This window comes from Candidatus Didemnitutus sp., assembly GCA_019634575.1.
Classification (GTDB): Bacteria; Verrucomicrobiota; Verrucomicrobiia; order Opitutales; family Opitutaceae; genus Didemnitutus.
In genome coordinates this window covers 1,058,658-1,078,294 of record JAHCAY010000001.1, presented here as the reverse complement: position 1 = coordinate 1,078,294, position 19,637 = coordinate 1,058,658, and the positions used below count along the sequence as shown (strand labels likewise).

Here is a 19,637-nt window from a genome sequence, read left to right as displayed (position 1 = left end):
GTCCAATGGCGTTGCCATGACGCGAAAAGCCCGCTGCGCTGGCTCGGTGCGGTTTGAAAAAGAGGCCGAGATCGTGGAGGAAACAGCGGCGCAACGGTGGCGGCGGCGTGCGTGGCTGATTGGCCTGACTTTGGCCGCGGCGGCGGTGGCGGGCGGGATTTGGCTGTGGGGCGAGGAGCGCGAACTCGCGCAGGCGAAGATACAGGAGCGCGCTGCGCTGGCGGTGGTGGAAGAACAGCTGGCGGCGGCGCGGAGCGGCACGCAGGAAGCCGGGTTGACGCCCGAGGAGACGATCCACCGTTGGGAAAAACTGGCCGGCTGGCAGCGCCGGCGCGCCGCGATGCGCCCGGAACGGTTCGCGTCGGAGGTCGAGGAATTGCGCCGGACCGAGCGGCAGATCGAGACGATGCGCGCGGCGCGAGCGCAGAAAGCTTCGGAGGAAAAGGAGACGGCGGCGCGGGCGCGACTGGCGGCCGGCGACGGCGAGGGGGGCATCGCGCTGCTGCGGGAAGCGCTGAAATTGCAGCGCACGGCGGCGACGGCGGACAAAAGCGCGAATTTCGACCGCGAGCTGCGTTTGCAGCGGGAATTGGAGGAGCTCGTGGCTGAGCCGATGTCGAAGACGGTCGCGGCGAAGACCGCGGAGGCGCAGGCGGCGCTTGATGCGGCGCAATGGGTCCGCGCGCTCGCCGCGTTTCGCGAGGCGCGCGACATGCAGGAGCACTTGAATCGGGAGTTTCCGCGCACGCGTTTTTCCGACCTGCCGGCCATCGGGCGCCTCGAGGCAGAGATCGCGGCGCTGATGGCGAGCGAGCTCGATGCGGCGGTGCGCGACGGCATGCGTCGCGCGGAGGAGCTGCGCGCAGCGGGCGACATCGACCGCGCGGTGAAGGAGCTCGTCGCGGCGGCCGATGGACAGCGGCAGCTGAACGAGCGGTTCGCCAAGAGCCGGTTTCTCTCGATGGAGCGGCTCGAGCAGATCGAGGCCGAGCGGCAGACCTTGTTGGCGGCCGAGCCGTTGCGCGCGGCGGTGGCGGCGGAAGAGCGGGCGCGCCATTTCCTGCGCAAGCGGCAGGTTTTTCAGGCGCAGCAAAGCGTGCGCGAAGGTCTCGAGCTCTGCGAGGACGTCGCGAAGCGCTTCCCGAAGCTCAAGCAAACCGACGACGCGGTGCGCACCGCGCTCGCCTACCTCAACGTCCGCTCGGCGGACATCGCGACGGTGCAGGATCGCATCTTCGATCAGCTCGTGCCGTTGAGCGGCGCGCGGGCGCTGTTGAAGACTGAAGTGCTCCAGGCGGATTTCGCGAAGGTGATGAGCAGCAACCCGAGCCGCAATCCGGGGCGCGCGCTGCCGGTGGACTCGGTGACTTTTGCCGAGGCCGAGGAATTTTGCCGGCGGCTGGGGTGGCTGCTCGGCTGGCGCGTGCGGCTGCCGAGCGCCGACGAATTGCGCGAAGGCGCGGCGGACGCGCAGAATGTGAACGGCGGGCTCGAGGAGTGGCTCGCGTCGGCGGGTGGGCGCGAAACCACCGAAGCGAACGTCTGGCGCGGCGAGGGCGGTGTCACCCCGGTGGCGCGCACCGAGCGCGCGCGCACGCGGGGATTCCGCGTGGTGGTGGAAGTGGATTTGACGCGGCTCGACGCGGCGGAGTGAAACGAGACGGCCGGTGCGGGTGCGGTTGTGCCGGTCGTCGGGGGCGGGTTGCTTCGCCGCTGGCGCCCGCAGGCGGAGACCGTGGTGGCGTGGCGTGAGGTTTGGCGCGAGCAAGCTCGCTGCCTACGGCGCGTGTCTGCTGATTCGGTTGCGAGCGATGCGGAGCGAGGCTCGTGCCCTTGCGGCGCGCTATTTCGCGCCGGCGAGTTTGAGGAGGCGGGCGAATTCGGCGGGTTTGACCGGTTGCACGGAAAGGCGGCTGATGCGGACGAGCGCGATGTCCTTGAGCGCGGCGTCGGCTTTCACCTGCGCGAGCGTGACGGGCGAGGGGAGCGGCTTCACCGGGACGAGTTCGACAGCGACCCAGCCTTCATCGGGCGAGTCCGCGGTCGGATCGGGGAACGCGGCGCGCTTCACCTTCGCGAGGCCGACGATGCATTTGTCGTCGCCGCTGTGATAGTAGAACACCTCGTCGCCGGTGCGCATGGCCTTGAGGTGATTGCGCGCGGCGTAGTTGCGGACGCCGGTCCAGGCGGTCGCGCCGTCGCGGACGAAGTCGGCCCACGAGTAGTCCTCGGGTTCCTGTTTCACGAGCCAGTATTGCGTTGTCATGCGTGGAGGAGCGGGGTTTCTTGCGGCCATGGAGGAGCAAGACCCCGAGTTGAAGAAAAAGGCCGAGCGGGCGCAATGGATCCTTTATGGAGTCATGCTGGTCTTTTTGGTCGTGCCGTTCGTGGTGCTGTGGTTCCTCCGGCGGGCACCGGCGCATTGAGCGATGAAAAAGACGCTGCTCACGATTCGGATCTGTTTTCTCGTGCTGTGCGTGCTCGGGTCGTGGCTGTTGTGCTACACGATTCCCGAGTGGGATCGCTATCGCGGGCTCGCGATGACGGTGGGCGGATTGATCGGCGTGCTCGTGGTGTTGGTCGACGTGTTGCTGAAGGGATTTTCGTTGCGCGGGCTGTCGGCGATCACGTTCGGGCTGGCGATCGGCGCGCTCATCGCGTGGCTGCTCGGCACTTCGCCGCTGCTGAAACGGGCGGACGAACAGATGATCTACCTGAGCCAGCTCGCGCTCTTCGTCATTTGCACCTACCTCGGTGCCGTCGTCGCGCTGCGCGGCAAGGATGAGTTCAATCTCGTGATTCCCTATGTGCGCTTCGTGCCGCACGAGGTCGACGTGCCGCTCGTCGTGGTGGACACGAGCGCGTTGATCGACGGGCGCATCGCGCGGATCTGCGAGACGCAGTTCCTCGGCGCGGCGCTCGTGATTCCGTCGTTCGTGCTCACGGAGCTGCAGCACGTCGCCGATTCGACCGATCCCGTGAAGCAGGCCCGCGGCCGGCGCGGCCTCGAAGTGCTCAACGAGCTGCGGCGCATCAAGCACCTCGACATCCGCATCCACCAGAGTGACGTCACGCGCCGGCAGGATTTGGAGGCGAAGCTGGTGTTCCTCGCGCAGTCGATGCGCGCGAAGCTTCTCACGACGGACTATAATCTCGCGAAGATGGCGCAGTTTCACGGCGTGGCGTGGCTGAATCTCCACGCTCTCGACAAGGCGCTGCGACCGGAAATCGTCATCGGCGAGAGCGTCGAGGTCGAACTCAGCAAGCCGGGCAAGGACGAAGGACAGGCGGTCGGCTATCTGAGCGACGGCTCGATGATCGTCGTGAACAACGGCCGCGCCTACCTCGGCAAACGTGTCACGGCGGAGATCACCGGCGTGCTCCCGACGAGCGGCGGCAAGATGATCTTCGCCAATCTGCTGGGCGAAGCCGAGGCGGGCTGAACACTCCGCCGCGCGACGGCGAAGGACCTGAGAGGAGAAAATTGAAATTCGGCTTGCCGTCCTATCTGTCCTAGCTCAACTAGGACGGTATGAGCGCTGCCGTCGGCCTGCTTTTGCTCGGTATCCTGATTTGTGCCTATTCCGCCCAGGCGTGGGCGAAGAAGTGTCACGACGAGTTGCGGGCGATTCGCGAGGAGCTGGAAAAGCGCCGCTGAGAGACGGTCGTCATGCTTGCCTTCCCGGTCGAACTGAAGCCTGGCCTGCCCATCACGGAGCAGGTGCTCTTCGCCGTGAAGAAGGCGGTCGTCGCGGGCCAGCTGAAGCCCGGTGAACCGTTTCCGTCGGTGCGCGTGCTGAGCCAGGAGCTGCGCATCAATCCGAACACCGCGCACAAGATCATTGCGACGCTCGTTGCCGAAGGCGTGTTGGTGACGACTCCTGCGGTCGGGAGCATTGTGGCGGAGCGCGGCGCGACCGATCGCGCCGCGAAGGCGGAGCTGCTCGGCGACGAGCTCGAACGCGTCGTCGTGGAGGCGAAGAAACTCGGCCTGACGCTCGACGAAGTGCAGGGCGGCCTCGCTGCGCACTGGAAGAAACTGGGCCGGAAATGATTTCCCCATGAACCTGATCGAAACCGACCGACTGACGCGCCGCTACTGGCGCACCGAGGCCGTCCACGAGATTTCCCTCGCCGTGCCCGAGGGCAGCGTATGCGCGCTGCTCGGCCCGAACGGCGCGGGCAAGACCACGACGCTGAAAATGCTCATGAACCTGCTGGCGCCCACGTCGGGCAGCGCGCGCGTGCTCGGCGTCGACTCGCGCCAGCTCGGCGAACGCGAGTTCCAGCAGATCGGCTACGTCTCGGAAAACCAGCAGCAGCCGATGTGGATGACGGTGCGGCAGCTGCTGGACTATTGCCGGCCGTTTTATCCGACGTGGGACGCGGCGCTCGAGAGACAGCTGCTCGCGGACTTCGAACTCCCGCCGGAACGCAAACTCGCGCACCTCTCGCGCGGCATGCTCATGAAGGCCGTGTTGCTCTCCTCGCTGGCGTATCGCCCGCGGCTGCTGGTGCTCGACGAGCCGTTCACCGGCCTCGACCCGCTGGCGCGGCACGACTTCGTCTCCGGCTTGATCGAAGCCGCGCGACTCGGCGAATGGACCGTGTTGGTCTCGTCCCACGACATCGACGACGTCGAGCGGCTCGTCGATCGCACGGCGGTGATCGACGGCGGCCGGCTGGTTTTGCAGGAAGCCACCGAAACCCTCGCGCAACGCTTCCGCCGCGTGGAAGTGACGCTCGACGGCGCGGCCCCGTCCGGCGCGGCGCCGTTGCCGGCGTGGTGGGATTTCGAGCAGCGCGGGCCGCGCGTGCAGTTCGTGGACAGTGCGTTTGACACGGCGGCGACGGAGCGCGCCTGCCGCGAGCGCTTTCCGTCTGGCAGCGTCACGGCGCATCCGATGACGCTGAAGGAAATCTTCATCGCCCTCGCGCGGCACGGCCGGCGCGCCGGGAAAGGAGCCGCAGCGTGAACCTTTTCCTTCATCAAATGCGCCACGAAGTGCGGCAACTCGGCGCGGGACTCGTCGTATGGGCGCTCGCCGGCGGCTGCCTGATGGCTGCCGGTCGTCCGTCGCCGCGAGACCAGGGCTTCGGCGCGCTCTTCGTCTACGCGGTCGGCTCGCTTCTCGTGATTCTCCTCTCGGGCGTGCTCGCCGCGAAGGCGATGCAGCAGGACCACCCGACCGAGTCCAACGTCTTTTGGCGCACGCGGCCGGTCAGCCCGGGGCGGCTGCTGGGGGTGAAGCTCGCGCTCATCGGATTCGCCTTCGTGCTCGTGCCGACGGCGGTGTCGCTCTTTCTGTTTCGTAGTGCGGCTGCGATCAGCTTCGAGACGGTCAGCTCAACTCTCTTCGTGTGGCTGACGATCGCCGCCATGAGCGCCGCCATCGGCGCGTGCACCAAGGATCAGGGACGCTTTGTGATCGTGGCCATCGCCTGCCTCTTCGCGTATGTGATCCTGAAAAATGGCGTGAGCTTCTTCAGCGGCGGCGGGAACACGCAGCTCGGGATGAATTTCAAGCCCACGCGCGGCGTGGCCTCCGATGTGTTCTGCGTGGCCTTGGCCGCGCTGGTGATCGCGAACCAATACTTCCGGCGACAAGAGAGACTGTCGCGCGTGCTCCTCGGTGTCGGCGTCGCCGGCGCCGCGCTGATCGCCAACTGGCAATCGAACTGACGCCCTGTTCCACCCATGAAACTCGTCTGGCACATCGTCCGAAAGGATTTCCGGCGGCACTGGCTGGGCTATCTCCTCTGGCTCGGGTTGCTCGCGGCCAAAGTCGCCCTCTGCGCCAAAGCGCTCACGATCGCCAGCGCGGACGCCGAATGGTTCGATCGCCTGCAGCTCTACTACGGACTTACGACGGTCATCGCGGCCGTCACGGGATTCCTGCTGGCCGCGAGTTTCGCGCTCGACGACGAGCTGGTCGGGACGCGGATGTTCTGGGCGACGCGACCGATCTCTGGGCTGCGGCTGCTGGCCGCGAAGAGCATCGGCCTCGCTTTGTTCTTCGTCGCTGTGCCGGTGCTCGTCTGGGTGCCGTGGTGGCTGTATTGCGGTTGCGGTGCGTGGGAGCTGTTCAAAGGAGCGGCAGAAGTCGGAATCGCTCACGGACTGGCGACGCTGATGGCACTGTTGGTGTCGGCGCTGACCGGTAAATCGAGCCGATTTCTTCTTCTGCTGCTTTCTGTGCTGCTGCTGTCCCTGCTCGCGGGAATTCTCGCTGCGGGCCGCACATTCGCCCGTCCGCTGGTATCACCGGATGTCCTGTTGGCGCGCGAAATCCTTGTGCTCCTGCTTTGCGGCAGCGGCGTCCTCGGTGCGATCTGGCTCCAATACCGGATGCGGCGCACCGCATGGAGCACCGCGCTGGTAGTGGCATGGGTTGGACTGGGAATCTGGGCGTTTAAGGCATGGCCATTGGCGTTCACGCAGAGTTGGCGGGGAGAAACTTGGAGCGATGCGGGCCTCGAGTCGGTGGACGCGCGATGGGTATCGCTCGTCCGCTCGACGACGAACGACAGAGTTCAAGTGGCCCCGGGCTACGCGCGTTTCGAGCTGAAGTTCCAAGTGCGAAACGTCCCCGAAACTGTGCGCTTGAGCAGCGGTCAAGCGCGAGTCTCGCTGTTTTGGCCAGACGGAAAGAAAATCGTGCAAGATCCGCGCCTGCGAACCGCCGAGCCCACGTGGATTGCGCGCAGTAAGCTCGGGGTCGGAGCCGACATCCGGGAAACAGATACAGAGACGAAGGCCTTCACGGAGATGAGAATCTCGGAGTTTAGAGCGAAACGCGGTTTCAACGAGAAACCGCGTGCGCCCGACGGAGCCCCCTATATCGAACTCACCGGAGATATCTATCTTCCGCTCGAACTCGCCAACCGACTCGGGGGTGAAGTGCCCAAATCCAACGCAGACGTGCGGCTCGATTTCAGGCGTCCCGCGCTGCATCTGGAGACTCCGTTGGTCGTTGGCGCAGAGGCGGCGGGAGACGGGGCACGCGTTTGCGTTCTGGCCGACATCACTCCGCCGAAGGACAAGAATCCGCACGCGGAAAGGAGTTACTCCGTCGCGCACTACGAGGCTGCCCGAGATAACTGGCTCAACGTGGTCTTCCAGCGCGGGACAGGGGCAATGAATGTTCGGACGAGTCGTTCTCGCTCCGGCAATTCTCCGTTCGGGTTGCTCGCGCCGTTCGCATGGGAAACCCTCTCCCTTCAGGTCCCACGAGTGCGGCGGGGCGACGTGTGGGTGCCGGCTCCCGGTGCGGACGAAGTTCCCACGTTGGTCGTCGCGAGCTACGAGGGAATCACTCGCGCGCAGCGGCAATGCGTGCTGACGAACGAGCCACCGAGTCGCTGATTCACTCGCCGCGCAGCCAGGCGTCCAGATCGGCGGCGGTGGCGAGCTCGCGATACTGTTGGCACTCGGCGTCGAGGAGCGCGGCGTAGCTCGGCTCGGCGAAGCGGCGGCAGTGCAGAAGGATTTTCGCGCGATGGCCGGGGCCGCGCACGAGGCGGCCGAGGGCTTGGTTCACTTTTTGCAGGCCCGGGATTTGATAGACGCGGCGAAACGCCGCGTCGCGGCCGAGCGCGCTGAAGGCATCGAGGCGCGCGCGTTGCACGGCATTCACTTCCGGCAGCGCCGGGCCGACGACCATGGCATGCGAGACGCGTCCGCCGAGCAGGTCGATGCTCTCGGCAAAGCTGCTGCCGAGCACGAGAAACAGCGCGTCGGAGAGCGCGAGGTTTTCCTCGACCCAGGCCGCTTGGGCGGCGAGGTCGGGGAGCTTGGGTTGCAGCGACACGCGCACGACGGAGCCGATTTGCCCGAGCGTGCGCTGGATGGTCTCGGCGTAGGCGTAGGAAGGGAAGAACACGACCACGGCGCGGCCGGCGGTGCCGAAGAGCTGCTCGATCGTCGTGGCGGTCGTTTGGTAGTTCGCCGTGCGCTCGCGCAGTGTCGTGGCTACGCGCAGGTCGACCGCGACGTCGTAGGCGCCGTGGCGCCACGGCGCGGGCGCGCGGAGCGCGGTGTAATTTGTGGGAGCGAGCTTGCTCACGACCGAGGAGCAGTTGCGAGCAAGCTCGCTCCCACAGGTGCCGATCCCGCATGACGCCGCGAATTGATCGAACGGCGCAAGCGTGGCCGACATGAGCAGCGCACCGCCGAAAGCGCCGAGCGATTCGCCGATGGCCTCGGTGGCATCGACGCAGGTGAACTCGAGCTCTCCCTCGCGCCGCGACCAGAGCAGGCGCCGGAGCCGGGTGTCGTGGAGAAAATCGTTCAGCTTGGCGAACTGCCAGAGCGTCTCACTGTGGTGCGGGCCGAGCGCGGCGTAGTCGAGCGGGAGCGTGGTGACGAGTTCGGCGAGCCGGTCGAGCGCGTCGCGCACGTCGGCTTCGAGCGCGCCGTCGAGGATTTCGCAGGGTGAAACGCTCGCGAGCGTGCGGGCCCAGGTTTCGACGGCGAGCAGCAGCGGAGTCGGCGCGCGTTGGTGGTCGAGTTCGGCGAGGAGCGCGCGCACGTCGCCGTCATGGGCGGTGTGCGAATACGCGTCGGCGACGCGCGAGGGCAGGTTGTGCGCTTCGTCGACGATGAGCAGCGTGCGCGCGGCGTTGAAGCCCGGTTGTTCGAAGAAGAGGCCGCGGTTGTCGGGCGCGAAGACGTAGTTGTAGTCGCCGATCCAGACGTCGTTGAAGGCGAGCGCGGTGCGCGTGATCTCGTAGGGGCAGATCAAAGCCTCGCGTCCGGCCGCACGCAGAGTGTCGAGATCGCGCGCTTGCGTCGGATCGCGGTGGAAGCGGGCGAGGCCGCTCGCGGGCCAGCGCTCCTCGGCGCCGGCGAGGTAGCCGCAGTTGTCGCGCACGCAGTGGAATTCGACGTTCACGCAATGCTCGCCCTTGTTGCGCACCTGCCAGTAAGCGAGCGGCGCATTGTAACCTAATAGGTTACAATTGTCGCCGGCTCGCTCGGGAGTGAAGTTGGCATTGTAACCTATTAGGTTACAAGGGCCGGGGAGGGGATGCGTCATGCGGCGCAGGGTTTCGACGACTTGGAGCTGGCCGGTGGATTTGCCGGTGAGCCAGATCAGGCGGTCGTAGTGCGCGGCGCGGAGCTCGCCGAGGGCGAACTCGAGGGCGCAACCGGTCTTGCCGTAGCCGGTGGGAGCTTCGAGCAGGACGACGGGCGAGCGGGCAAAGGCGGCGGCGAGATCGGCGTGGATCGTCTCCTGGCCGGGGCGGAGCGAGGGGAAGGGCGAACGGAAATTCAGCCGGTGGCGGCGCTCGGCGGCACGGCTTTGCAGTTCGAGGAATTCGACGACGGCGTCGAGCTGATGCGTGACGAGCGCCTCGTCGAAGGCGGTGAGCGTGAGGGTTTGCGAGAGGCCGGAGCCGGCTTCGACGAAGATGAGTTCGGCGCGGAGGGGCGGCGAGCGACGCAGAGCGGGGAGCGGGGAGTTGGGAGTGGTCCGGGCGAGAACGACGTAGGTGGCGAGCTGGAGGAAATAGGGACCGTAGTCGGCGCGCAGTTCGGCTTCGTCGGCGGGGAGCGGGCGCGTGACGGTTTTGATTTCCCGCAGCGTCGAGCCGACGAGCTGGTCGATGCGACCGCCGAGGGTGATGGTCCAACCGCGGTGGGCGACGCGGCCTTCGATGGAGACCTCAAAAGCGACGTCGGGTGCGAGGGCGCCGTCGCGGGTGTGGGCGCGCTCGGTCTGAGCGCGGAGCTCGTTGTGCCAGTGCTGGCCGAGTTGGGCGCGCCAGATGCCGGCGGATCCGCCGCCGCCGGCCTCGCGCGGCCCGAGTGCGAAGTCCGAGAATTCGCCCACGCTCAGGCTGGCGGTCCGGGTGGCGAGGGAGAATTGCATCGGGGGAACGAGATGAATTCTCCGCTTCGCGGCGGGGCGCAAGCGAGGAGTGCGGGCGGGCGGCGGGGCATTCGGCGACCGCGCTGACCCGCGCTCGGAGAGCGCGGGCTACCCGGCGACGAGTGTGATGAAACCGACGCGCTGCGGACGCGGGTTACAGCGCGGGATTCGGGGACGGCTTGGCGGGAGCGGTTTCCGTTTCCGGGCCGGGCGGCGGCATGAGGCTGTAGAGCACGGGTGTGACGACGCGCGACAGGAGCAGCGAACTGAGCAGTCCGCCGATAATGACGACGGCGAGCGGCGAGTAGAGTCCGGCGCCTTGGACGGCGAGCGGCACGAGCGCGCCGAGGGCGGTGAGCGTGGTCAGCACGACGGGCAGGAAACGCACTTCGCCGGCTTGCTCGATCGCCTCGCGCAACGGCACGCCTTGGGCGCGGAGCTGGTTGGTGAAGTCGACGAGCAGGATCGAGTTCTTGATCTCGATGCCGATGAGTGCGACGAAGCCGACGGTGGCGGTGAACGAGAGCGAATAGCCGGCGAGCCACAGCGCGACGATGCCGCCGATCACGCCGAGCGGGATGATCGACGCGACGATGAAGGTGCCGCGGAAGCTGCGAAACTCGAGGACAAGAATCGCGAGGATGCCGAAAACCGCGATGAGGATCGCGGAACCGAGGCCGCCGAAGCTTTCCTTGCGGCTCGCGACTTCACCGCCGAACTCGAAGCGGTAACCGGCCGGCCAGTCGCGTTTCGCCAGTTCCGCGGCGACGAGCTCGGTGGTTTTGCCGACGTTGTAGCCGTCGCGCACGTAGGCGGTGACGATGACGCAGCGTTCGCGCAGGTAACGGAGGATGACGGCGGGCGCGGAGTCGAATTCGAGCGTGGCGACCTGGGCGAGCGGAACGAAGGCGCCGCTCGCGGTCTGCACCTGGATTTTCGGCCAGCGCGAGAGATCGGCGTGCTGGCCGCGGGGGAGGGCGAGCTGGATGTTGTATTCGTCGGCATCGTCATCGCGGAAGCGGGCGACCTTGAGCCCGGCGAGCGCGAGACGCACGGCGCGGTCGATCTCCGCGTCCGGCACGCCGAGGAGTGCGGCGGCGGAACGATCAATGCGGACGTGCAGGTCCGTGCGACGCATGCGCACCGGGTTGCCGATATTCTCGGTGCCGGGCGTGCGGCGCAGGACGGTTTCGACGTCGGCGGCGAGCGCGGCGAGGCGGTCGAGATCTTCGCCGAAGACGCGCACGGCGATGGGGGCCTCGATCGGCGGTCCCTGTTCGAATTCGCGCACGAGAATCTGCGCGCCGGCGATGCCGGCGAGTTTCCGGCGCAGGCCGGCAAGGATAACCGGAGTGCGCTGATCGCTGGCGAACTCGGGTTTCACTTGCGCGTAGATTTCGCCGAGGTTCGGCTTCTGCTGTGCGGGGGAAAAGTTGTAGTAGATGAACGGATTGCCGTGTCCGACGTTGGTGAACCACCAATCGATCTCCGGCGTGGTGCGGAGGGCGTCTTCGACTTGGCGCGCGATGCGGTCGGTCGCGGCGAGACCGGCGCCCTCGGGGGCCTCGAGATTGATGATGAACTGCGGCGTGCCGGATTTCGGGAAGAGACTGAAGCCGATCACCGGCAGCAGGGCGAGCGAGGCGGCGAACAGCGTGGCGACGCCGGCGAGAGTGGCCGCACGGTGTTGCATCGCCCAATGCAGGACCGGCCGGTAGGTGACGTGGATGGCGCGTTGCAGCGCGCGCAGCAGCCAGTTGCCCTCCGCGTCCTCGTGGGCGGCGAGAAAACGGCTGGCGAGGAACGGCACGATGGTGAGCGCGACGCCGAGCGAGGCGAGCACGGTGACTTCAACGGCGAGCGGCAGGGCGCGGATGAACAGCCCGGGTCCGCCAGGGAGCAGGAGCAGCGGCAGGAACGCGAACAACAACGTCGCCGTGGTGCCGAGGACGGCCACGGCGATCTGGTTGGTGGCTTGAATCGCGGCTTCTTGCGGCGCGTAGCCGGCGCGGCGGAAGCGCGCGATATTCTCCACGACGACGATGGAGTCGTCGACGAGCAGGCCGAGCGCGATGACAAAGCCGACGATCGAGAGCTGGTTGAGCGTGTGGCCGAACCATTGCAGCGCGGCGACGCCCATCGCGAGCGACAGCGGGATCGAGATCATCACGATCAGTGCGGCCCGGAATCCGAGCGGCGCGACGGTGAGCGCGACCAGTCCGATCGCCACCAGCAGGTCCGTGCGCAGGCGACCGAGACGGCGCTCGATGTTCTGTGCCTGCTCGAAGCCTTCTTCAAGTCGCACGTCGCCGGGCAGGGTGGCGCGGAAGGCGGTGAGGACGGGCTTCATGCCGGCGGTGACGTCGAAGGTGTTCTGGCCCTTTTGCGCCTGCACAGTGACGAAGACGGCGCGCTCGCCCTTGAACCGACCGAGGTGCTCGTGGTCCTCGTAGTCCCAGCTGATCGCGGCGATGTCGCGGAGGCGGACGACGGCCGTGCCGCTGCCCGCGACGGGCGTTTCGCCGATGTCGGCGAGCGAGGCGTAGCTGCCGCTGGTTTTCACCGTGAAACGGCGGCCGCCGGTCTCGACGGTGCCGCCGGGGATATTCACGTTGGCGGCGCCGATCGCGTCGGTGATGCGCGAGATGGAGAGCTGCAACTGCGCGACTTTATCGAGGTCGAGCGTGACGCGGATTTGCTTTTCCGGATAAGCCCATTTCTCGACTTTGCCGACGCCCGGTGAGAGTTCGAGGCGCTTGCGGAGCGTCTCGGCGAGGTCTTGGAGCCGCGCGTAGCTGGCGTCGGCGGAGACGAGCGCGACTTGCAGAATCGCGACGTGGTTCGTCTGCTCTTTCTTCACCTCGAAATCGGTGATGCCGGCCGGCAGCGTCGGCCGCACTTGGTTCACCTGCCGCAGCAGGTCGTCGTATTTGCGGTCGATATCGATGCCGTATTTGAACTCCACCTCGATGTAGACGACGCTGTCGCGGATGGTGCTCTGGAGCTTGGTCAGGTCATCGAGCTCCTTGATCGCGTCCTCGAGCGGACGGGCGACGAGGCGCTCGAGGTCGGTGGGATTGGCGCCCGGGCTCACGATCACGAGGTGATAGCCGGGGAACGAAAGTTGCGGGTCCTCGGTGCGCGGGATGGTTTGGAGCGCGACAACGCCGATGGCGACGAGGAGCAGAAACACGATGATCGTGAACTGGTAGTTCCGAACGGAGAAGTCCGTCAGTTTCATGGCGCGGTGCGGCGGCAGGGGTTAGGGCGTGGCTCCGGCCACAGTGACAGCGCGTCCGTCGGAGAGGAATTCGGCACCGGTGGTCGCGACGCGGCTGCCCGCGGGGAGCGCAGTCCGAAGGTAGGCGCGGTCGCTGCGCAGCGCCTCAACCTCGACTGGCACGCGACGCACGGTCTTTTGGTCGGCCGCGATGACGAAGACGTGTGCGTGGTGCTCACTCCCTTCCACCAGTGCGGCGAGTGGCACGGTGGTGCGCGGCGTGGGCAGCGGTTGGGGAAAGATGCGGGCGTCGACGATGAAACCGCTGCGCGCGCCGACGGGCGCGGCGGCGTCGAGCGCCAGTTCGACTTCCACGGTTCGCGTGGCGGGATCGGTGGATTCGGCAATCTGCGCGACGGTCGCCGGCACGGGCGCGGCGCCATTCCAGGAAATCTCGGCGCGGTCGCCGAGATGTAGGCGCACGATTTCGCGCTCTGTCACGCCGAGGCGCGCGATCCAGCCGGCAGTGTCGCCCGCGAAGACGAGGATCGGGCGGCCCGGTGCGGCGAGTTCGTCCGGCTCGGCGAGACGGCGGAGGATGCGGCCGTCGGCCGGAGCGAGGATGACGGAGTGCGCGCGGTTGAACTCGGCGGCGCGTAACGCGGCCGAGGCGGCGTCGAGCGCACTGCGGGCGTCCTGGAGGTTTTCGAGAGTTGCGACGCGCTCGGTTTGCAGCGCCTGAACGCGCGCGAGATCGCGGCGGGATTTCTCCTCGGCGGTGCGGGCTTGGGCGACGAGTGCGTCGATCTCATCGAGACGGAGCATGGCGAGCGTCTGGCCCGCGTGCACAGTGTCGCCGGCGCGGACGGGGATCGTGGCGATGAGCCCACCGGTCTTGAACGAGAGCGTGGATTCCGCGCGACGACTGACGAGCGCGGTGCCTTCGACGGGGATCGCATCGGTGGTGAGTTGGGCGGGCGCGGCCTCGATCACGAGGGGCGGCAGCGCGGTGGTAGTCGGGGCGGGCGGGCGACCGCAGCCGGCGAGGCTGGCGAGGAACGCGAGGGCGAGGAGGAGGGAAGGACGCGGCGACATGAGAGGAACGGAATCAGGGGAGGGGCGTGAGCGCCGAGGCGCGGTCGAGTTGCGCGGCGGCGATGGCAAGGCGGGCGCGGGTGATGGAGAAATTGAGTTCGGCGGACGTCAGGGTGTGACGGGCGTCGAGCACGGTGAGCTGGTTGGCGATGCCCTCGGCCTCGCGGCGAGCCACGAGGCGGTAGGTGGCGCGGGCGGCGTCGCGACGCGCGACGGCGGAAGCGAGCGCGAGGCGGGCGGTCGAGAACTCGTCGCGCGCCTGCTGGAGCTGGAGGTCGAGCTGCTGGCGGGTTTCCTGCAAGGCGCGGTCGGCCTGCCGCTCGTCGATGCGTGCCTGCGCGACGCGATGGTGGCGTTCGGAGCCGTCGAACAGGTTCCACTCGAGCACGACCGAGCCGATGGTGTAGTTGCTGCCGGCGCCGGTGCGGTAGGACTCGCCTTGAATGCCGGTTTCGACCGCGAGGCCGAGCGAAGGACGCTGACGAGACTGGGCGGCCTCGGTCGTGGCGCGCGCGGCGGTGCGGGCGGAGGAGAGCGCGGCGATTTCCTCGCGGGATTGCGCGTCGAGGGCTGGCACCGCGGCGCGGGCGAGCTCGGCGGCGTAGTGCTCGGCTTCCGCTTCGTCGAGCGGGGCGATGCGCGTGGCGAGCGGGCGGTTGAGCAGGAAATTCGCGTAGCTGCGGGCGAGGGCGCAGTCCTTCTCCGCGTCGGCCAGCTGCTGTTGCACGGTCGCCAGTTCGGCGGTGGCGCGGAGGACGGCGTCGTCGGTGGCTTTGTCGTTGGCGACGAGGACGCGGTTGACGCGCAGCGACTCGGTGACGAGTTCGAGTGCGGAGCGGTAGGTGGCGACGGCGGCGGTGGCCTGCTCGTGGCGGAAAAAGGCTTCGATCACCGCCGCGCGGAGGTGGCGGCGATAGGCGGTGAGCTGGGCTTCGCGGGCGGCGAGTCCGGCGCGGGCGGCGGCGTTGCCGCGTGTGATTTCCGGTGCGTAGAGGGGCTGAGTGAGGCGCAGCTTGGTTTCCTGCTCGCGCGAGCGGAGGAGCGGAATGGATTGGTTGGCGACGGAGGGGAAGCGCGCGGGCTGGCCTTGCGTGGCGAGGAACTGGTTGAGGGTGGCGTAGGCGCCGTTGAGCAGATCGCCGACGGGGAAGTCGATGGTCCGGCCGCCGTCGGCGGCGCTGTAGCGGGCGAGCAGATCGACGCGGGGGAGAAACTGGCTGCGCGCTTCGGCGAGGCGGGCGGCCGCGCGCTCGACCTCGAGCGACTCGCCGGCAAGAGCGAGGTTGGAGTGAAAGGCCTCGGCGACGAGCGCGTCGACGGCGGGTGGTGGCGCGGGCCAGGACGGGATTTCGCTCGCGCCAAGGACGAGCGGAGCAAGGCAGAGCAGAGTGAGCGAGGCTGACGGCCGAAACATGGGCGCTGACAGTTTGTCAGCGCTGACAGGTTGTCAAGAACGCCGTGTGCGCGCCGCGAGGCTGCGGCGGAGGAGGTCCAGGCCGAAGTCGGGCAGGCCGGCCGCGGCGGCGGCACCGAGCTTGCTCTCAATCGTGGGCAGCTGCGTGGTGCTGATTTGAATCAAGCCGTGCGTCAGGCCCCAGAGGCACACGGCGACCTGCGCCGGATCGCCGACATCGGGGCGGATCGAGCGGTCGGCGACGCCCTGGCGCAAGGTGGCGCCGAGGACGTCCATGATGCCGCTGAAGCGAGCGTGGCATTCCTTTTCGAGCGGGTGCTCGGCCTTCGCGGCGGAGTTGGATTTGGTTTCGCGGTGCGCCAAGAGCTGGAAGAGCGCCGGTTCGTCGCGCGCGAATTGCACGTAGGCGGCGCCGAGCGCCATGAGTTGATCGAGGCCTTTCAGACTCGGCCGCAAGGCGTGGACGAAACGCTGCTGAAGCTTGCTGGTGGCGACGACGACCGCTTCGAGGAAGAGCGTTTCGAGGTCGGGAAAATAGAAATACACGAGCGGCCGGCTCAACCGCGCGGAGCGGGCGATGTCGCCGAAGGTGACGTTTTCCATGCCCCGCTCGGCGAAGAGCTGGGTGGCCGCGCGCAGGATTTCCTGCCGACGTTTTTCGCGGTCCGGGGAGGCGCGGCGCGTGGTGGTGGCCCGGTTTTTCATGAGCGCACCGTGGAAGGAGTCTGACAAATCGTCAACTCCGGCGTCGCGCCGTTCAGCGGAGGCGGATCTCGGTGTCGGCGGCGACCCAGGCTTCGAGGCGCTGGGTGAGTTGCGCGACGGACGCGGGTTCGGGGTGCTGGCCGGCGATGGGTTGGTTGAGGATCTGCGCGGCGGCGTCGCGGTCGGCGGAGTCGAGTTGCTGCCACCAGTGCTGTTTCACGGGGTAGCCTTCGTCGCGGAGGAAAATGAAGAGGGACTTGAGCCAGACGAGATCGGGGCGCGCGCCGGTCTCGAGCGAGCCGAGGCTTTGGCGGAGCAGGGCGACGATCGGGGGGCGCGATTCATCGGCGGTCGGGTTGCGGGTGATCAACGTGGCGAGTGCGGCGGCGGCGCGGAGGGCGTCGTAGCTGCGGCCGATGCCGGGGAAGCGGCGAAGATGGCGGTGCTCCTTGATGAACCAGGTGCGGCCTTGCGAGGGAGATTCGAGGGCGAGCTCGGCCTCGTCGAAGAGATCGAGCGGTGGAGCGCTGGTGGCGGCTTTGGTGGAGACGCGACGCAGGCAGAGGAGCGCGCCGTGTTCTTCGCTGAAGGCGGTGAGTTGCTCGAAGGTGTCGGAGCCGGACGCCTGGCGACCGAGGATGAAGGCGACGGTCGTGAGCTGTTGGCCGGGCATGGTGACGGCGAAGGGTGGAGGACGGAGAACTGAGGACGGCGCGGCAGGGAACGGTGGCCGCGAGCGGTCGGTGCTCAGGCTCCGGCGGACCAGGTTTTCAGCGCGGCTTTGGCGGCGGCGGGGTCGTTCCAGTGCGGGAGCACGGCGCCGCAGGAAATCACGGTTTTCATGGCGTCGGAAACGCTCATCTCGAGCTCGACGACTTCGGCGGCCGGGAGAAACATGAAGAAGCCGTTCACGGGGCTCGGGCACGTGGGCACGAAGACGGCCCAGTGGTCGCTCGGGAGGTGCTGGTGCGGTTCGCCGCGGGCGGTGTTGGTGACGAAGCCGATGGTGTAGGCGCCGGGGCGGGGGAATTGCACGAGGACGACTTTGCTGAATTGCGCGCGGTCCTTCGTGCCGAAGGTGTCGATGAACTGTTTGACGCTATTGTAGAAGCTGCCGATGCCGGGGATGCCTTGGATGAAGCGCTCGGTCATCGCGCCGACCCATTGGCCGAGGAGGAGGCGCGAGAGGAAGCCGAGCGCGGTGATCAGGCCGAGCACGATGACGGTCGTGGCGACGTCCCAGACGATCGCGGGCAGATGACTGAGCGCTTCGGGCAGGTAAGGCTGAAAGAGCGGCGTGATCGAGCCGCCAACGAACCCGATGATCAGGCGCAGCGCCCAGATCGTCACGACGAACGGCGCCACCAGCACGAGGCCGGTGAGGAAGGCGTTGCGGAGCGAGGTGAGGCGGGTTTCTGCCATGGGCGGGGCGGATTTGCGCACGCAAAGCCGGCCGGACGCAAAGGCAAATCGGCGCGGCCTGGAGCGCGCGGTGGCACCGGACCGATGTCGGCGAGGTGCGACGATCGCAGAGCGTAGGTGTGGGATGTCGCCGCCGGGACGGCGGCGACCACCTTGGTTGTCTCAGCGCAGCGCGAACGCGGGGATCGCGTCGTGGGCGACGAGCAGTTTCAGGGCGCGGGCTTCGGCGGCGCGCATGCGGCGCTTTTTCGCGGGCTGAAGGTCGTCGTAACCGGCGAGGTGCAGCCAGCCGTGCACGAGGTAGAGAGTGAGCTCGGTGGCGAACGTCGTCTGGTCGGCCGGAAAGGGAGACTGTTTTCTTGGGCGCGGCGCGGCGGTAGCCGCGCCTTCCAGGGCGGACACGTAGCGGGCGGCGGTGTCGGCGGAGACGCAGATTTCGCCGGCGAGTCCGGCGGCAGCGTCGCCTTCGAAGGTGATCACGTCGGTCGTCGACGGGTCGTCCATGAAAGCGGCGTGGAGCTGCGCGAGGGCGGCGTCGGTCAGGAAGACGAGGGAGAGCTCGCCCGGCGGACAGCCGCCGGGCGGGATTTCGGATTTCCGATTTCGGATTTTGGATGGGGTGAAGCCGATGCGCGTCCGCGCACCGCGCGAGAAGGTCGGGAGGTCTGCGGGAAGGATTTGAAAATGCTCGTCGAGCAGCGCGATCACGCGGCGGACTTGCGCGGCGGGGGCGCGGAGTCGCGGGTGGCGGTTTTGGATTTCGATCGGGCGGATGGCGGACACGCGGGAGAATGAGTCGGATGGATGGCCGCGTCGCTGCGCTGCTCGCAATGACAAGGCAAGCGGGCCGGCTGGAAGCCGGCGCTACTCTACGGAGCGGGATGACCGGGGCGCTGGGCGTCTTCGCCGGAGGTCTTGGCGTGCTCGTAGGCGTCGATGATTTTCTGGACGAGCGGGTGGCGCACGACGTCGGTGGCGGTGAAGTGGTGGACCTCGATGCCGGGAATGTTGCGGAGGACGCGGGGGGCTTGGAGGAGGCCGGAGGGCTTGGAGCGCGGGAGATCGATTTGGGTGACGTCGCCGGTGATGACCATGCGCGATTCGTCGCCGAGGCGGGTGAGGAACATCATCATCTGCTCGGGCGTGGTGTTCTGCGCCTCGTCGAGGATGATGAAGGAGTTCGCAAGCGTGCGGCCGCGCATGTAGGCGAGCGGGGCGATCTCGATGATGCCTTTTTCGGCGAGCGTCGTGGCGTCCTCCGGCGAGAGCAGGTCGTGCATCGCGTCGTAGAGCGGGCGGAGATAGGGGAGGATTTTTTCGCGGAGGTCGCCGGGGAGGAAGCCGAGCGTCTCGCCGGCCTCGACGGCGGGGCGGGTGAGGACGACGCGTTGCACCTGGTTTTTCATCAGGGCGGTGATCGCGGCGGCCATGGCGAGGTAGGTCTTGCCGGTGCCGGCGGGGCCGATGCCGAAGACGACGGGGTTTTTCTGGATCGCCTGGAGGTAGAGCTTTTGGCCGATCGTTTTCGGGACGATGGTTTTCTTGGCGGTGCCGATTTGGAGCGGCTCGGAAAAAAGGGCGCGCAGGCGTTCGGGGCCGCCGTCGGCGACGAAGGTTTCGAGGAGGCGGCGGAAATCGGCGGAGCGCATCGCCATGCCTTGGGTGCGGCCTTCGTTGAGGCGCGCGAAGAATTCCTCGGCGCGCGCGACGGCGGCTTCGGGGCCGTCGATCTTCAGCCAGTCGTCGCGGGTGACGAAACGGACGCCGAGCTTTTGTTCGGCGAACGTCAGGTTTTTCTCGTCGTTGCAGTAGAGCTGCGCGAGGTGGCGGGCGTTGGGGAACTGGACGGTTTTCGAGGCGGGCACGGAAAAGCGGGGAGCAAGGAGAATGGAGCTGGGAGCCGGGA

16 protein-coding genes are annotated in these 19,637 nt (G+C 67.5%); 6 read left to right on the top strand and 10 right to left on the bottom strand.

The features are described 5' to 3' along the window. The first annotated feature begins 16 nt into the window (after positions 1–16). Complete coding sequence (locus KF715_04445; protein ID MBX3735919.1) at positions 17–1,654, top strand: hypothetical protein; 1,638 nt, start codon at positions 17–19, stop codon at positions 1,652–1,654. Between the two features lie 189 nt (positions 1,655–1,843). Here the strand turns inward: KF715_04445 and KF715_04440 are convergent, their stop codons facing one another. Continuing rightward, positions 1,844–2,266, bottom strand: a complete 423-nt coding sequence (locus KF715_04440) for an EVE domain-containing protein (protein ID MBX3735918.1) — start codon at positions 2,264–2,266, stop codon at positions 1,844–1,846. A 163-nt stretch (positions 2,267–2,429) separates the two neighbouring features. On the opposite strand from KF715_04440, the gene KF715_04435 reads away from it, so the two are divergent. From KF715_04435 to KF715_04415, 5 genes are all read left to right on the top strand, one after another. Beyond that, positions 2,430–3,443, top strand: coding sequence for a TRAM domain-containing protein (locus KF715_04435; protein ID MBX3735917.1), 1,014 nt, complete (start codon positions 2,430–2,432; stop codon positions 3,441–3,443). Positions 3,444–3,670: 227 nt separating this feature from the next. Further along, the gene (locus tag KF715_04430) at positions 3,671–4,054 is read left to right on the top strand and encodes a GntR family transcriptional regulator (protein ID MBX3735916.1); all 384 of its coding nucleotides are present in this window, start codon (positions 3,671–3,673) and stop codon (positions 4,052–4,054) included. A 7-nt stretch (positions 4,055–4,061) separates the two neighbouring features. Then, positions 4,062–4,976, top strand: a complete 915-nt coding sequence (locus KF715_04425; protein ID MBX3735915.1) for an ABC transporter ATP-binding protein — start codon at positions 4,062–4,064, stop codon at positions 4,974–4,976. A 17-nt stretch (positions 4,977–4,993) separates the two neighbouring features. Next, on the top strand, positions 4,994–5,683 hold the full coding sequence (locus KF715_04420) for a hypothetical protein (protein ID MBX3735914.1): 690 nt from the start codon (positions 4,994–4,996) through the stop codon (positions 5,681–5,683). An 87-nt stretch (positions 5,684–5,770) separates the two neighbouring features. Next, the gene (locus KF715_04415; protein ID MBX3735913.1) at positions 5,771–7,366 is read left to right on the top strand and encodes a hypothetical protein; all 1,596 of its coding nucleotides are present in this window, start codon (positions 5,771–5,773) and stop codon (positions 7,364–7,366) included. A gap of 1 nt (position 7,367) precedes the next feature. Here the strand turns inward: KF715_04415 and KF715_04410 are convergent, their stop codons facing one another. The 9 genes from KF715_04410 to KF715_04370 form a co-directional block, all read right to left on the bottom strand. Then, positions 7,368–9,875: a helicase gene (locus KF715_04410; protein MBX3735912.1), complete on the bottom strand. Its 2,508-nt coding sequence runs from the start codon at positions 9,873–9,875 to the stop codon at positions 7,368–7,370. A 154-nt stretch (positions 9,876–10,029) separates the two neighbouring features. Further along, positions 10,030–13,116, bottom strand: coding sequence for an efflux RND transporter permease subunit (locus KF715_04405; GenBank protein ID MBX3735911.1), 3,087 nt, complete (start codon positions 13,114–13,116; stop codon positions 10,030–10,032). A gap of 21 nt (positions 13,117–13,137) precedes the next feature. After that, complete coding sequence (locus KF715_04400; protein ID MBX3735910.1) at positions 13,138–14,190, bottom strand: efflux RND transporter periplasmic adaptor subunit; 1,053 nt, start codon at positions 14,188–14,190, stop codon at positions 13,138–13,140. A 13-nt stretch (positions 14,191–14,203) separates the two neighbouring features. Next, entirely contained in the window at positions 14,204–15,604 is a 1,401-nt protein-coding gene (locus KF715_04395) for a TolC family protein (GenBank protein ID MBX3735909.1), read from the bottom strand. 33 nt (positions 15,605–15,637) lie between these two features. After that, entirely contained in the window at positions 15,638–16,309 is a 672-nt protein-coding gene (locus tag KF715_04390; GenBank protein ID MBX3735908.1) for a TetR/AcrR family transcriptional regulator, read from the bottom strand. Positions 16,310–16,361: 52 nt separating this feature from the next. Then, a complete protein-coding gene (locus tag KF715_04385; GenBank protein ID MBX3735907.1) occupies positions 16,362–16,982 on the bottom strand; it encodes a hypothetical protein in 621 nt (206 codons plus the stop codon). A 74-nt stretch (positions 16,983–17,056) separates the two neighbouring features. Continuing rightward, the gene (locus KF715_04380; GenBank protein ID MBX3735906.1) at positions 17,057–17,731 is read right to left on the bottom strand and encodes a DUF502 domain-containing protein; all 675 of its coding nucleotides are present in this window, start codon (positions 17,729–17,731) and stop codon (positions 17,057–17,059) included. 162 nt (positions 17,732–17,893) lie between these two features. After that, positions 17,894–18,409 (bottom strand): rRNA maturation RNase YbeY, encoded by a 516-nt coding sequence (gene ybeY / locus KF715_04375; protein ID MBX3735905.1) that lies wholly within the window; start codon positions 18,407–18,409, stop codon positions 17,894–17,896. A gap of 191 nt (positions 18,410–18,600) precedes the next feature. Then, positions 18,601–19,596 (bottom strand): PhoH family protein, encoded by a 996-nt coding sequence (locus tag KF715_04370; protein ID MBX3735904.1) that lies wholly within the window; start codon positions 19,594–19,596, stop codon positions 18,601–18,603. Positions 19,597–19,637: the final 41 nt, after the last annotated feature.

What these genes read in the sequence shown, in the direction of transcription:
- KF715_04445 (MBX3735919.1), top strand. Translation starts at nt 17, where the DNA reads ATGACGCGAAAAGCCCGCTGCGCTGGCTCGGTGCGGTTTGAAAAAGAG.
- KF715_04440 (MBX3735918.1), bottom strand. Translation starts at nt 2,266, where the DNA reads ATGACAACGCAATACTGGCTCGTGAAACAGGAACCCGAGGACTACTCG.
- KF715_04435 (MBX3735917.1), top strand. Translation starts at nt 2,430, where the DNA reads ATGAAAAAGACGCTGCTCACGATTCGGATCTGTTTTCTCGTGCTGTGC.
- KF715_04430 (MBX3735916.1), top strand. Translation starts at nt 3,671, where the DNA reads ATGCTTGCCTTCCCGGTCGAACTGAAGCCTGGCCTGCCCATCACGGAG.
- KF715_04425 (MBX3735915.1), top strand. Translation starts at nt 4,062, where the DNA reads ATGAACCTGATCGAAACCGACCGACTGACGCGCCGCTACTGGCGCACC.
- KF715_04420 (MBX3735914.1), top strand. Translation starts at nt 4,994, where the DNA reads ATGCGCCACGAAGTGCGGCAACTCGGCGCGGGACTCGTCGTATGGGCG.
- KF715_04410 (MBX3735912.1), bottom strand. Translation starts at nt 9,875, where the DNA reads ATGCAATTCTCCCTCGCCACCCGGACCGCCAGCCTGAGCGTGGGCGAA.
- KF715_04405 (MBX3735911.1), bottom strand. Translation starts at nt 13,116, where the DNA reads ATGAAACTGACGGACTTCTCCGTTCGGAACTACCAGTTCACGATCATC.
- KF715_04400 (MBX3735910.1), bottom strand. Translation starts at nt 14,190, where the DNA reads ATGTCGCCGCGTCCTTCCCTCCTCCTCGCCCTCGCGTTCCTCGCCAGC.
- KF715_04395 (MBX3735909.1), bottom strand. Translation starts at nt 15,604, where the DNA reads ATGTTTCGGCCGTCAGCCTCGCTCACTCTGCTCTGCCTTGCTCCGCTC.
- KF715_04390 (MBX3735908.1), bottom strand. Translation starts at nt 16,309, where the DNA reads ATGAAAAACCGGGCCACCACCACGCGCCGCGCCTCCCCGGACCGCGAA.
- KF715_04385 (MBX3735907.1), bottom strand. Translation starts at nt 16,982, where the DNA reads ATGCCCGGCCAACAGCTCACGACCGTCGCCTTCATCCTCGGTCGCCAG.
- KF715_04380 (MBX3735906.1), bottom strand. Translation starts at nt 17,731, where the DNA reads ATGGCAGAAACCCGCCTCACCTCGCTCCGCAACGCCTTCCTCACCGGC.